The 13682-nt window shown below is 66.4% G+C and carries 11 protein-coding genes; 6 read left to right on the forward strand and 5 right to left on the reverse strand.

Going from position 1 to position 13682, the window contains the following annotated elements:
- Positions 1 to 2: 2 nt before the first annotated feature.
- Positions 3 to 1091, reverse strand: coding sequence for an anhydro-N-acetylmuramic acid kinase (locus ACQY9P_RS18460; RefSeq protein ID WP_421737771.1), 1089 nt, complete (start codon positions 1089 to 1091; stop codon positions 3 to 5).
- A 197-nt stretch (positions 1092 to 1288) separates the two neighbouring features.
- On the opposite strand from ACQY9P_RS18460, the gene tyrS reads away from it, so the two are divergent.
- The 4 genes from tyrS (at position 1289) to ACQY9P_RS18480 (ending at position 5044) form a co-directional block, all read left to right on the forward strand.
- A complete protein-coding gene (gene tyrS / locus ACQY9P_RS18465; protein ID WP_421737770.1) occupies positions 1289 to 2632 on the forward strand; it encodes a tyrosine--tRNA ligase in 1344 nt (447 codons plus the stop codon).
- An 83-nt stretch (positions 2633 to 2715) separates the two neighbouring features.
- Entirely contained in the window at positions 2716 to 3177 is a 462-nt protein-coding gene (locus ACQY9P_RS18470) for a peroxiredoxin (RefSeq protein ID WP_421737769.1), read from the forward strand.
- A gap of 255 nt (positions 3178 to 3432) precedes the next feature.
- Positions 3433 to 4584, forward strand: coding sequence for a peptidoglycan DD-metalloendopeptidase family protein (locus ACQY9P_RS18475; protein WP_421737768.1), 1152 nt, complete (start codon positions 3433 to 3435; stop codon positions 4582 to 4584).
- Positions 4565 to 5044 (forward strand): bactofilin family protein, encoded by a 480-nt coding sequence (locus ACQY9P_RS18480; protein WP_421737767.1) that lies wholly within the window; start codon positions 4565 to 4567, stop codon positions 5042 to 5044. Before ACQY9P_RS18475 ends, ACQY9P_RS18480 begins: the two co-directional genes overlap by 20 nt.
- A 45-nt stretch (positions 5045 to 5089) precedes the next feature.
- Here the strand turns inward: ACQY9P_RS18480 and ACQY9P_RS18485 are convergent, their stop codons facing one another.
- The 4 genes from ACQY9P_RS18485 to ACQY9P_RS18500 all read right to left on the reverse strand — a co-directional run bounded on the left by ACQY9P_RS18485 (position 5090) and on the right by ACQY9P_RS18500 (position 10423).
- Positions 5090 to 5341: a VOC family protein gene (locus ACQY9P_RS18485; protein ID WP_421737766.1), complete on the reverse strand. Its 252-nt coding sequence runs from the start codon at positions 5339 to 5341 to the stop codon at positions 5090 to 5092.
- 162 nt (positions 5342 to 5503) lie between these two features.
- Positions 5504 to 6617 (reverse strand): peptide chain release factor 2 gene (gene prfB / locus ACQY9P_RS18490; RefSeq protein ID WP_421737765.1). Its coding sequence is split into 2 segments (ribosomal slippage): positions 5504 to 6547 and positions 6549 to 6617, totalling 1113 coding nucleotides; the frame shifts between segments, so codons are not numbered across the junction.
- Between the two features lie 75 nt (positions 6618 to 6692).
- Positions 6693 to 9074: a penicillin-binding protein 1A gene (locus tag ACQY9P_RS18495; protein WP_421737764.1), complete on the reverse strand. Its 2382-nt coding sequence runs from the start codon at positions 9072 to 9074 to the stop codon at positions 6693 to 6695.
- A gap of 158 nt (positions 9075 to 9232) precedes the next feature.
- Entirely contained in the window at positions 9233 to 10423 is a 1191-nt protein-coding gene (locus ACQY9P_RS18500) for an N-acetylmuramoyl-L-alanine amidase family protein (protein WP_421737763.1), read from the reverse strand.
- Between the two features lie 409 nt (positions 10424 to 10832).
- Here ACQY9P_RS18500 and ACQY9P_RS18505 point away from each other — a divergent pair, with 409 nt between their 5' ends.
- On the forward strand, positions 10833 to 11051 hold the full coding sequence (locus tag ACQY9P_RS18505; RefSeq protein WP_421737762.1) for a hypothetical protein: 219 nt from the start codon (positions 10833 to 10835) through the stop codon (positions 11049 to 11051).
- Positions 10975 to 13677: an Rne/Rng family ribonuclease gene (locus ACQY9P_RS18510; RefSeq protein ID WP_421737761.1), complete on the forward strand. Its 2703-nt coding sequence runs from the start codon at positions 10975 to 10977 to the stop codon at positions 13675 to 13677. The genes ACQY9P_RS18505 and ACQY9P_RS18510 overlap by 77 nt, the downstream gene beginning before the upstream one ends.
- Positions 13678 to 13682: the final 5 nt, after the last annotated feature.

Here is a 13682-nt window from a genome sequence, read left to right on the forward strand (position 1 = left end):
TCTCAGGACGGCTGAACGATCCGTCCGCCCGTCATGGGCTCGGCGACGCCCGTCGTCCCCGGAAAGCTGATCGGCAGCCCCATCGCCGTTCGCGCCGCGAGATAGGCGAAGGCCTCGGCCTCTATGGCATCGCCCCGCCAGCCGAAAGACTCGGCGGTCTTGACTGGCACCGGCGCCCGTTCAGCCAGCACGCGCATGATCTCGGGATTGTGCCGGCCGCCGCCGCAGACGATCAGGGCGCGGGGACGCGCGCCCTTGTCGAACGCCTTGACGACGGCTTCGGCCGTAAACGCCACCAGGGTGGCGGCGGCGTCTTCGGCGGAAAGATGCTCGACCGCGTCGAGGGTGAAATCGTAGCGGTCCAGCGACTTGGGCGCGGGCGCGTTGAAGTAGGCGCCCGCAAGCAGGCCCTGAAGAGCGACTTCATCCACCATGCCCACGGCCGCCAGCCGACCGTTCTCATCGAACCGTCCCAGCCCCCGAGCCTGCAGCATCAGGTCGATCATGCCGTTACCGGGGCCTGTGTCGAAAGCCAGCAGGGTTCCGTCGGCATGGATCAGCGTGATGTTGGCCACCCCGCCCACGTTGAGGGCCGCCACGGGCGTCGCCAGACCCGAGGCCCGGGCGCGGGCGGCGTGATAGATCGGGGCCAATGGCGCGCCCTCCCCGCCGGCCGCGACGTCGGCGGTGCGGAAGTCGAAGGCGACAGGGCGGCCGGTGGCCGTGGCCAGCCGTTCCGCGTCCAGAAGCTGTACGGTGCGGCCGATCCGGCCCGGCTGCGGACGCTCGTGCAGAACGGTCTGACCGTGCACGCCCAGGAGGTCGAAATCGCTCCAGGCCAGGCCATGCTCGGCGATGAAGGTTTCCGCCGCGTACAGGTGCTCGTCGGCGACGGCGCGGCGGGCTTCCTCGAAGATCGCGGGCTCAGGCTCGCCGCGCGCCCAGGCCCGGGCCTGGTCTGTGGCCGCCAGCAACAGATCGCGGGTCGCTTCGCGGAGCTTTCGCTCGCCCGCCGGGCCAAAGGCCTGGATGTCTTCGCCGTCGGTCTCCAGCACCGCCATGTCGACAGCGTCGAGCGAGGTGCCGGTCATGAATCCCAGGATGCGCATCGCCGTTGACTGCCATGCTCGCGGACCTGTAGCTAGACCCCATGATCGCCACCCGCTTCCCCGTCCGCGCCTATTACCGCCCGCTGAAATAGCGGGAGGCCGGCCTGACACGTCGCCACCCTGCCGGGGTCGCGTCTCACAAGATCATGGCGCTCCGGCCTTATCCGGAGACTGACCTTATGAAACCCTCGCCACATACAGGCCCGCCCGTGCTAGACGGCCCACCGTCTCCGCAAGAGTCGTCCCATCCAGAGAGTCGATCCATGTCCGCGCCCGCCTCGTTCAAGTCGGAATTCCTGCAGACGCTGCAGGCGCGCGGCTATATCCACCAGATCACCCACCCCGATGAACTGGACGCCGCCGCCGCCGGCGGGATCGTCACGGCCTACATCGGCTTTGACGCCACGGCGCCCAGCCTGCACGTGGGCTCGCTGATTCAGATCATGATGCTGCGCCGCCTCCAGCAGGCCGGCCACAAGCCGATCGTCCTGATGGGCGGCGGCACCACAAAGGTGGGCGATCCCACCGGCAAGGACGAGAGCCGCAAGCTGCTGTCGGACGCCGACATCGCCGCCAACATCGCCGGCATCAAGCAGGTGTTCGCCAAGTTCCTGACCTTCGGCGACGGTCCGACCGATGCGATCATGGTCGACAACGACGCGTGGCTCTCCAAGTTCGGCTATGTGCAGTTCCTGCGCGATTACGGCGTGCACTTCACGGTCAACCGGATGCTGGCCTTCGACTCGGTCAAGCTGCGGCTTGAACGCGAGCAGCCGATGACGTTCCTCGAGTTCAACTACATGCTGATGCAGGCGGTCGATTTCCTGGAGCTGAACCGCGCCCATGGCTGCGTGCTGCAGATGGGCGGCTCGGACCAGTGGGGTAACATTCTCAACGGCGTCGAGCTGACCCGGCGGGTCGACCAGAAGGCCGCCTACGGGCTGACCACGCCGCTGCTGGCCACCGCCTCGGGCGCCAAGATGGGCAAGACCATGTCCGGCGCCGTCTGGCTCAATGCCGAACAGTTGAGCCCCTATGACTACTGGCAGTTCTGGCGCAACACCGAGGACGCGGATGTCGGACGGTTCCTGAAGCTGTTCACTGACCTGCCCCTGGACGAGATCGCCCGCCTGGAAGCCCTGCCGGGCGCCCGGATAAACGACGCCAAGAAGGTTCTGGCTGACGAGGCCACCCGCATGGCGCACGGCGAAGACGCCGCGCGTTCGGCGCGCGACGCCGCCGAGAAGGCCTTCGAGCAGGGTGTGACCTCGGCCGATCTGCCCACCTTCGAGGTTCCCGCCGCGGACTTGAAGGCCGGGATCGTCCTCGCCAACCTGTTCGCCGACGCCGGTCTGGCCGCTTCGCGCGGCGAAGCTCGCCGCCTGGCCCAGGGCGGCGGCGTGAAGGTCAACGATAAGGCCGAGCCCGACGCCAACCGCGTGGTCACTGACGCCGACCTGATCGACGGGGTGGTCAAGCTGGCGGCCGGCAAGAAGAAGATCGTTCTGGTCAAACCCATCTGACCAGTGTCATCCCGGACCGCCTCCGAGGGGCGGTCCGGGATCGCTGGAAATATCGACGTAGAACCGAATTACGGAGAGAGACGATGCTTCAAGCCGGCGACAAGGCTCCTGCGTTCGACCTGCCCACCGATACCGGCCGGGTCAGTCTTGCGAGCCTGAAGGGCAAGAAGATCGTCCTCTATTTCTATCCCAAGGACGACACTTCAGGCTGCACGTCCGAGGCGCTTCAGTTCTCGTCCGAGGTCGAGGAATTCGCCAAGGTCGGCACGGTGATCATCGGCGTTTCCAAGGACAGCGCCGCCTCGCACGCCAAGTTCCGCCTCAAGCACGACCTCACCGTCGAACTGGCCGCTGACACGACCGGAGAGATCGTCGAGACCTATGGCGCCTGGGTCGAAAAGAGCATGTACGGCCGCAAATATATGGGAATTGATCGCTCGACCTTCCTGATCGACGCCGATGGCGTGATCCGCGAGGTCTGGCGTAAGGTGAAGGTGCCCGGTCACATCAAGGCGGTTCTCACCGCCGCCCGTGCCTTGAAATAGCTGCGCTTTCAGCGAACTCCTGCGTTCTGACGGCGGATCGGCCCGCCTGCAACACTGTTGCATTTCCGCCGCGATCATCCAGCTTCTGTCATGATCGCGGCCGTCCGGCGTGGTCGGCGCATTCAGAACGCGTTAACGCTTGCTGCCGCATGCTGATTTTTTCGACTCGCGCTCCCTTACGGAGTGAAGAGTCTTGCACCGTTCGGCTTTATCGTTGCATATCCCCCTGTCCTGAAAACGGGGGTTTCCTAGGCCATGGTGATCAAGCGCTTCAAGCGGCTTCGGCAATCCCTGGAAGGCCTGTTTCCCGAGCGCCATCTCTACATCCGCTCCGGCGGCGAGATGCGCGGCTACGTTTTTTCCACCAACAAACAACTGCTTGCCGCCGCCGGCGTTGGCATCGCCGCCCTCTGGATGGGTGTCTGCACCGCCTCGATGATGGTCAGCGCCCTGGCCGTAAGTTCGACCGACCAGCAGGTCATCAAGCAGCGCGCCTACTATGAGCGCCTCAACGCCGACCGTCAGGACCGCCTGAACCGTGCTCTGGCTCAGTTGTCGGCCACGAATGGCTCGATCGATGATCTGGCCGCCTCGGTCGAGAAACGCCACGCCGCCCTGGCGATGCTGGTCAGCGACTTCAAGGGCGTGCCTGGCGCCGCCGACGCGCTCAAGGTCGCCAAGCCCCGACTTCTGGCCGCCTCGCCCGTACAGCGCATTCAGGCCACGCGGATGGATCAGGAACGCCTGATCGACGCCGCCGAGACCTTCGCCAAGAGCCGCGCCGAACGCCTTCGCCTCGCCATGCGCATGGCCGGCCTGGACGCCGGTACCTACACGGGGCGCGGCGCTTCGCTGGGCGGCCCGCTGATCGAGGCCAAGGACCCGCGCGCCCTGGCCGCCGTGCTTGACGTCGATGAAGAGTTCGCCAGCCGTATCCAGCGCGCCGCCACCGACATGTCGGACATGCGCTCGCTGAACGCCGCAGCCCAGAAGCTTCCGTTCTTCCGTCCAACCAGCAACCCGGCGCTCAGCAGCAGCTACGGCGTAAGGTTCGACCCCTTCACCCATCGCCCGGCCTTCCATTCGGGTCTGGATTTCCCCGGCGCGTTCTACACGCCGATCCTGGCGACGGCCCCGGGCGTGGTCTCATTCACCGGCGTGCGCTCCGGCTATGGCAACACGGTCGAGATCGACCACGGCGGCGGCTTCAAGACGCGATACGCTCACCTTCAGGCGACCGCCGTCCGGGTTGGACAACGCGTGGCGATCGGGCAACGCGTTGGGGCCATGGGCTCGACCGGCCGCTCAACCGGTCCGCACCTGCACTACGAAGTCTGGGCCAATGGTCGCGCTCAGAACCCCAATCGGTTTTTGAAGGCTGGTGAGTATGTTCAGCAAACAAACTAAGGCTCCGGCCCGTGGCCCGACCAAGATCGAGCCCCTGCCCACCCCGGTGTCGACGGTGGACAGTGCGCGTAAGTCTCCGCCCAAGGTCGCCTCGCTGATCTCGGCTGACATCACCATCGAGGGCGGCGTCACGGGCGACGGCGAGCTCCAGATCGACGGCGTGGTGCGCGGCGATGTTCGCGTCGGCCGCCTGACCGTCGGCGAAACCGGGCATGTCGAGGGCTCGGTCTATGCCGAGGTGGTCGAGGTTCGCGGCCGCGTGGTCGGTTCGATCACGTCCAAGCAGGTGCGCCTCTATGGCACCTCCTATATCGACGGCGACATCACCCACGAGCAGCTGGCGATGGAAACCGGCGCCTTCTTCCAGGGCCGCAGCCTGAAGTTCCAGCGCCCCGCGCCGCAAGCCGCGCCGACGCCCGTCCTGGCGCCCCCGATCGAAGCTCAAGCCAAGCCGGCCTGAAGACACGCAAACGCCCCGGCCAGCCGGGGCGTTTTTCGTTAAGGGTCAGCGACTGGACAGCACGAAGGTGTTGCCGTCTGGATCCTTGAACCTGGCGAAGGTCCCCCAGGGCTGTTTCTGAGGCGGTCCCTCGAACTCGACGCCCTTCTCGACCATTCTGCGATAGCTGTGCTCGACATCGTCGCAGGCCAGCGAACCGTTGAAGAACGTGCCAATGCGGTCCTCGTGGCCTTCCGGCGTGAACAGCACCAGTCCGGTCTCGGCGCCCACGCCGACGGGCGCGCGGTCTTCAGCCACGCCCAGTTGGCCGAGCGCACTGGGCTGTCTCGCCGCACGGCGCAAAGCGCGGTGGAGGTTCTGAAGCGGAGAGGTCTGATCAGCGTGGACCGCAACGGGCCGACGGAAGCGGCGATCTATGTCCCGCTGACGGCCTGGCGACGTCAGCGGGACTAGAGGCCCTTAGGCGTCGCGCGTGGCGCCGACGCGCTGGGCCAGAGACGCGCCCATGAACTCGTCCAGATCGCCGTCCAGCACGCCCTGGGTGTCGGAGGTCTCGACGTTGGTCCGCAGGTCCTTGACCATCTGGTAGGGCTGCAGGACGTAGCTGCGGATCTGGTGACCCCAGCCGATATCGGTCTTCTGATCTTCCAGCGCCTGCTGGGCGGCTTCCCGCTTCTGCAGTTCGGCCTCGTAGAGGCGCGCGCGCAGCATCTTCCACGCTTCCTCGCGGTTCTGGTGCTGCGAACGGCCAGCTTGGCAGGCCACCGCGATGCCCGTCGGAATGTGCGTCAGGCGCACGGCCGAGTCGGTCTTGTTGATGTGCTGGCCGCCGGCGCCGCTGGCGCGATAGGTGTCGGTGCGCACATCGGACGGGTTGATCTCGATCTCGATGGCGTCGTCCACCACCGGATAGACCCAGGCCGAAGCAAAGCTGGTGTGGCGCTTGGCCGCCGCGTCATAGGGACTGATGCGCACCAGACGGTGAACGCCGGCCTCGGTCTTCAGCCAGCCATAGGCGTTCGGGCCCTTGACCAGCAGGGTGGCCGACTTGATGCCGACCTGGTCGCCGGCCGTCTCTTCAACCAGCTCCACGCTCATCTTGTGAGCGTTGGCCCAGCGCGAATACATGCGAAGCAGCATACCGGCCCAGTCGCACGACTCGGTGCCCCCGGCTCCGGAATTGATTTCGACATAACAGTCGTTGCCGTCGGCCTCGCCAGACAGCAGGGCCTCAAGCTCGGCGCGACCCGCGCGGTCCTTGAGATCCTTGAGCTGGGCGCGGGCGTCCTCCAGCAGGGCGTCGTCGCCCTCCATGTCGGCCAGCTCGGCATATTCCAGCGCGTCCTTGAGACCCTGTTCGAGGGCCTGTACGGCCTCGACACGCGTGGCCAGGCTGGCGCGCTCGCGCGAGACGGCCTGGGCTTCGGCGGGTTTGTCCCAAAGGGTCGGGTCCTCGACCCGCGCGTTCAGCTCATCGAGCTTGCGAAGTGCGGCATCCCAGTCAAAGACGCCTCCTGAGCAGTCCTACGGACTGCTCGATGTCAGCCGCGGAGGCCTCGACATCCGGTCTCATCACGTAACTCCGTGACAGTGGTGAAGGGCGCGGGGAATAGCCCGCGCCCGGAGTCGACGCAACGTCGATGATGGATCAATAGAGGCCGCTCAACGGATCGGGAGCCTTGGGCGGCGGCTTGGCGGCCTCGGCGGCGTTGGGCGCGCCGGTCGGCACGCCGTTGGGCCAGGCGTCAGAATAGGGCTGCGGCCCGGCGATGGCGGTCGGAACCTCGACCTTCGGCTCGGTGCCGGGACGGAAAGCCTCGCGGATGCCGCGCACCATGGCGAACTTGGCCGTCTTGGGCGGCTTGAAGTCGACAACCGGCGTGCCCTTCAGGGCTTCCTTCATGAAGTCCATAAACACCGGAACGGCGTCCACGGCGCCGGTTTCCCCCTCGCCCAGCGAGCGATTGTCGTCGAAGCCGACAAAGACACCGACCACCACGTTGGGCGAATAGCCCACGAACCAGGCGCTGCGATATTCGTTGGTGGTGCCGGTCTTGCCCGCCAGGGGACGACCCAGCGAGCTGACCGCCGCCGCCGTGCCGCGCTGGACCACGCCCTGTAGCATCGACGTGATCTGATAGGCCGTCACTGGGTCCATGACCTGCTCACCCGGCGCCTGGAAGCGCGGGCTTTCGTCGCCGTTGAAGCCGGCGTTGCACTTGATGCAGTCACGCTTGTCGGCGCGGAAGATGACCTTGCCTTCGCGATCCTGGACCAGTTCGATCAGGTGGGGCTCGACGCGGCGACCGCCGTTGACGAAGGGCGCATAGGCCGAGGTCAGCTTGAACGGCGTGGTTTCCCCCGCCCCCAAGGCCATGGCCAGCACGGGCTCCATGTCGCGCACCACGCCGGTGCGCTTGGAGAACTCGATGATCTTCTTCATGCCGACGCTCTGGGCCAGGCGCACGGTCATGGCGTTGATGGACTGCTCCAGGCCCTTGCGCAGCGGCTGCGCCCCGTAGAACTCCTTGTGGTAGTTCTCGGGACTCCAGTCCTCGCCGTTGGCGCCCTTCAGGGTGATGGCGCTGTCGACCACCACGCTGGCCGGCGTGTAGCCGTTCTCGAGGGCGGCGGCGTAGACGAACGGCTTGAAGGCCGAGCCCGGCTGACGCATCGCCTGGGTGGCGCGGTTGAAATTCGACAGCGAGAAACTGTACCCGCCGACCAGGGCGATCACCCGGCCGGAGTTGGGCTCGATAGCCACCAGGGCGCCATTGACGGCAGGCACCTGCCTGAGGCGATAGGCGGATGAATTGTCGACCTGTTCGACAAAGATCAGATCGCCGGGCTTGAGCCCCTTGGTCGCGCGAGCCCAGGCTACGTCGGCGCCCGTGAGGGCGCCCTCGCCCGCATTCTTGGTCAGTCGGATACGGCCGTCGGCCGAGGTCACCAGGGCAGGTCGCCAGCCTGGACGTTCGGACGGCGGCGCCTTGGCGCGGGCGGCCTTTTCCCAGTCGGCGTTGTCAGCCTCGACATGCCCCCAGGCGCCGCGCCAGCCGTGGCGACGGTCATAGTTCTCAAGGCCGTCCATCAGGGCGACGCGAGCGGCGGTCTGCAGGCGCGGATCGAGAGTCGTGCGCATGTAGTAGCCGCCCTCGTTCAGGCGGGGACCGAGGGTGGCGACGCCGCGCTGGCGCACTTCTTCGACAAAATAGTCGGCGTCACGATAGGCGGCGCGCTTGGGCGCGGCCTGGACCACCAGATCCTCCGCCATGGCCTTGGCGGCGTCGGCCTTCGACACCCAGCCCAGCTCGGCCATCTGGCCCAGGATCCAGTTGCGGCGGGCGATCGCCTTGGCCTTGTTGCGGACCGGGTGATAGTTGTCAGGCCCCTTGGGCAGCGCGGCCAGATAGGCGCACTCTGCCAGGGTCAGGTCCGGCAGCGACTTGCCGAAATAGTTGTAGGAGGCCGCGCCGACGCCGAACGAGCGATAGCCCAGCCAAATTTCGTTGAGGTACAGTTCGAGGATCTGCTGCTTGTCGAGCGACTGCTCCAGGCGATGCGCCAGGATCGCTTCCTTGAACTTGCGGCCGACCGTGGCGTCGCTGGTCAGCAGGACGTTCTTGGCGACCTGCTGGGTGATCGTTGAGCCGCCCTCGAGGCGCTTGCCCCGCGCGGCATTGCCGACATTCTTGAGCATGGCGCGCGAGAAGCCGCCGACATCGACGCCGCTGTGGCGAAAGAAGTTGCGATCCTCGGCGGCCATGAAGGCCTGGGCCAACTGGGGCGGTATCTGGTCGTATGGAACAAAGATGCGGCGCTCTTTGGAGTATTCGCCGATCAGGGTGCCGTCCCAGGCATAGACGCGCGTCGCGGTCGGCGGACGATAGTCCTGCAACTCGCCGGCGTCGGGCATGTCGTGGAACAGCCAGGCCGCATAGATCGCGATCGCGAAGCCCGCCACGGCGATCGCGGAAAGCACCGCTACGCCGGCGATGGCCATCCATCGTTCGGTGGGTTTCAGATCCACGCGGCCTCCGTCGGGCGACGCGCCCTCGCCCGCCTCATGTCCATCCTCTAGAGCCGGCTGCACAAAAGTGTAAGCGGTTTTGCGGTCGCAACGTCGCGCGCCGACTCAAGTCCATGCCTCTAACGCGCATTAGGCGGGGCGCCAACGGCGCGCACGCCTCAGGACTTGCGGACCTGGGCCGCGAAATAGGACTCGATGGCGTCGCCGACGGCGTTGACCACGCGCGCGCGGCTGCCGGGATTGCTCAGCAGGCGTTCATCCTCGACATTGGTGATGAAGCCCATTTCCAGCAGAACGGCGGGCACATCCGGCGCCAGCAGGACGACGAAGCCGGCGTCGCGATGACTGCGCCGCAGCAGCGAGGTTTCCTCGCCCACCCGCTCCAGCAAAAGCTGAGCAAAGGCGGCGGAGCGGTTCTTGGTGGCGCGCTGAGACAGGTCCAAAAGAATCTGGCTTACCGCGCGATCACGGCCCGGCAGACTGGCCTTCATCAGCCAGTCGTCTTTCTCCAGCACCCGCGCGACGCGATCGGCGCCCTTTTCAGACAGCGTGTAGACGCTGGCGCCGCGAGTGGAGATGTCCGGCCCGGAGTCGGCGTGCATCGAGATGAACAGGTCGGCGTCGGCGCGGCGGGCGATCTGCACCCGCGCCTCCAGTGGGATGAAGGTGTCGGTGTCGCGAGTCATGACCACCTGGAACCGGCCGGTCTTTTCCAGTCGGGCCTTCAGCGCCTTGGCGGCGGCCAGAGTGACATCCTTTTCATAGACCGAAGCGCCCAGCGAACCGGGGTCCTTGCCGCCATGGCCGGCGTCGATGACGATGACCTTCTTCAGACGAAGCGGGGCGGCCTTCACGGCGCTGGAGACCTGAACCAGCTTGGGCATGGCCGACGCCGGAGCCGCGCCGTCGATCGCCTTCAGATCGATCACATATCTATAGGCCACGGCGCCGTCGCCGGGCGGCAACAGAAAGCGCCTGCGAACTTCAGCACGTCCGGCCAAATCCAGCCGAAGGCGCGCACCGCCACCGGCTTCGTCGATGACCCAGCGCTTGACCAGGCCTTGTCCAGCGCCCTGAAGATCGCCCGAAACCGAGACATTGGGCAGTCCGATGACGATGCGTTGATCCACCGAGCCGTCGGCGATCAAACGTCCGACAGCGGCGCGATCCAGGTCGATGACGATGCGGGTCTCTGCGCGGTCTCCGCCGAAGCGTACTTTTTGCACGCCAGCGGCCGGCGCCTGGCCCTGAGCCATGGCGACAGCCACGCCCGTAACAGTCAGGCCGGCGACGATAAACGCCGCCTTCAGCCAGCCAGCCCGAGCTAAACCTATGAGAACCTTACGCATACCGCGCCCACGCATCCCCATCTGGTGAACCAAACGTCAATATCCACCAAGCGCGGTAGCAAAAGCGTTAAACCGGGCCGTGTTGTCGAGTGCTTTCCTTTTGCCTCGCGATGTTGCTACAATTCCCGAGCGTGCGAGCGACGTGATCGTCATGGAAGCCCGCGCGAGCGACCGCGATATGATCGAAGCCTTTCGCCTCTTTCGTTTCGTGCGCCGCGACTAGACGACCTGTTTCAAGGATCGATCCTTCGTTCGTAGGCAGACGCCTGCCCGAGGCCCGTTCCGAAGAGCCCGCGTCGGGCTCTGCGCCTTCCCGGCGACGACGCGCCATCCGATCAGCGCCACTCTGGCGCGACCCGGTAAACCATCCAGCCCGCGCCTCACGGTGCGGTGGAGAAAACGAAACCTCATGGGCTGCGCCGCACCCGTCCGCCATTGGCATCCGACCTCTCGCAACCGCACTGGCGGAGCGACGGGCGGTGACGCGCGCGCCTGTCTTTCATATCGGCGACCGGGCCAAGAGCCCGCCGTGCGCCGTGGAGATTCCCTTAATGTCGAAGAAGATGCTGATCGACGCAGCACACGCCGAAGAGACGCGTGTGGTCGTCGTGGACGGAAGCCGGGTTGAAGAATTCGATTTCGAAAGCCAGACCCGCAAACAGCTTCGCGGAAATATCTATCTCGCCAAGGTGACCCGCGTTGAGCCCAGCCTCCAGGCTGCGTTCATCGAGTATGGCGGCAACCGCCACGGGTTCCTCGCCTTCAACGAGATCCATCCCGACTACTACCAGATCCCGGTCGCCGACCGGGAAGCGCTGATGCGCGACGACTCGCACGATGACGAGGATGATCATCATCACGCTCGCGACGACGATGACGGCGACGCCATCGACGACGAAGAGGATGCGGTCGAGGAAGAACTGGCGCGTCGCAAGCGCCGTCTGATGCGCAAGTACAAGATCCAGGAGGTGATCCGCCGCCGGCAGATCATGCTGGTTCAGGTCGTCAAGGAAGAGCGCGGCAACAAGGGCGCGGCCCTGACCACCTATCTGTCTCTGGCCGGCCGCTATGGCGTCCTGATGCCCAACACGGCGCGGGGCGGCGGCATCAGCCGCAAGATCACCACGGTGACCGACCGCAAGCGCCTCAAGAGCGTCGTTCAGAGCCTGGACGTGCCGCAAGGCATGGGCCTGATCGTCCGCACGGCCGGCGCCAAGCGCACCAAGGCCGAGATCAAGCGCGACTACGACTATCTGCTGCGCCTGTGGGAAAACATCCGCGAGACGACCCTGCATTCGGTCGCCCCGGCGCTGATCTACGAGGAAGAAGACCTCGTCAAGCGCGCCATCCGCGACATGTACGACAAGGAGCTGGAAGGCATCTGGGTCGAGGGCGAGGCCGGGTTCCGCGAGGCGCGCGACTTCATGCGCATGCTGATGCCCAGCCAGGCCAAGAAGGTCTTCCACTACCGCGATCCGGCCCCGCTGTTCGTCAAGCACCGTATCGAGGACCATCTGGCGCAGATCTATTCGCCGATCGTTCCTCTGCGTTCGGGCGGCTATCTGGTGATCAACCAGACCGAAGCCCTGGTCGCCATCGACGTCAACTCGGGCAAGGCCACGCGCGAGCGCAATATCGAAGCCACCGCGCTGAAGACCAACACCGAAGCGGCCGAGGAAGCCGCTCGCCAGCTGAGGCTGCGCGACTTGGCCGGCCTGATCGTCATCGACTTCATCGACATGGATGAGGCCAAGAACAATCGCGCCGTCGAAAAGGTCCTCAAGGACGCCCTGAAGGACGATCGCGCCCGCATCCAGATGGGCAAGATCAGCGGCTTTGGCCTGATGGAAATCAGCCGTCAGCGCCGTCGCACCGGCGTTCTGGAAGGCACCACCCACGTCTGCGAACACTGCGAAGGCACCGGCCGGGTCCGCTCGGTCGAGTCCAGCGCCCTCGCCGCCCTGCGCGCCGTGGAAGTCGAAGCCCTCAAGGGCAGCGGTTCGGTGACCCTGAAGGTCTCGCGCGCCGTCGGCATCTATATTCTGAATGAAAAGCGCGCCTACCTGATCCGCCTTCAGCAGACCCATGGTCTGTTCGTGACGGTGCTGGTCGACGATACGCTGCACGCCGCCGAAAACGAGATCGAGCGCACCGAGCTGGGCGAGCGCATCGCCGTCGCGCCGGCGCCGCTGACTGACGACCTGGCCGACGACGACTTCGCCTATGACGACGAGGACGAAGACGAGGATGAGGAAGTCCTCGACGAGGAAGAGGTCGAACGCGAAGACACCGACGATGACGACGCCTCGACCCGCGCCGCGTCGCGGGGCAAGCCCCGCGCCGAAACGGCCGAGGACGACAGCGATCGCAACCGCAAGCGCAAGCGTCGCCGTCGCGGCCGCCGGGATGAGACCGACGCCGCGCCGGACGCCGAAGCCGCCGAAGGTTCCGACGACGATCTGGGCGACGACGCCCGTGATGGCGACTTCGCCATCGAAGGTGAAGACGAGGAAGCCCGTCGTCGTCGCCGCCGTCGCGGACGTCGTGGCGGCCGTCGTGGCGGTCGCGAGGACGGTGATCGCCCGGCCGACGCCTTCGTCTGGATCCGTCCGCGCGTCCCGTTCGGCGACAGCGCCTTTGCCTGGCACGATCCGGCGGCTCTCGATGGTCGTGGCGGCGAACCCCGCCGCCCGGCGCCCGAGCGCGAGCCCGAACGGGCTCCGGTCGAACGCGCCGAACGTGCTGAACCGGCCGACCGCCCCGAACGGGCTGACCGCTCCGAGCGTCGCTCGGGTCGCTCGGGTCGTGGCCGTCGCGGCGAGCGTGAAGCGCGTCCTGCGGCTATCGAAACCGCCATCGAGGTCGAGGCCGAGATTGGAGCCATGGCCGATGCGCCCGTGATCGCCTCGGCGGTCGTGGAAGCCCCGCCCAGCGATATCTGGGTCGAGCTCCCCGCTCCCAGCGAGGATGCTCCGAAGAAGGCTCGTCGGCCCCGCGCCCGAGGCCGCAAGGCCGACGCCGCGGTGGACGCCGTGGCGGAAACCGAGGCCGTCGCGGTCGAAGAACCCGCAGCTGTCGTCGAGGTCGCCGCGCCGGTCGAAGCCGCGCCGGAAGTCGTCGTCGAGCCCACGCCTGTCGCGGCGCCCGAACCTGAACCCGCGCTGGAAACTGTCTCGGCGCCCGCCGAGCCGGACCCGGCCGAGATCTCCGAACCGCCGGCCAAGCCCCGCAAGGGCTGGTGGCGCCGGGGCTAATGCGT

The sequence above is a fragment of the Caulobacter sp. genome, from assembly GCF_965279145.1.
Classification (GTDB): Bacteria; Pseudomonadota; Alphaproteobacteria; order Caulobacterales; family Caulobacteraceae; genus Caulobacter.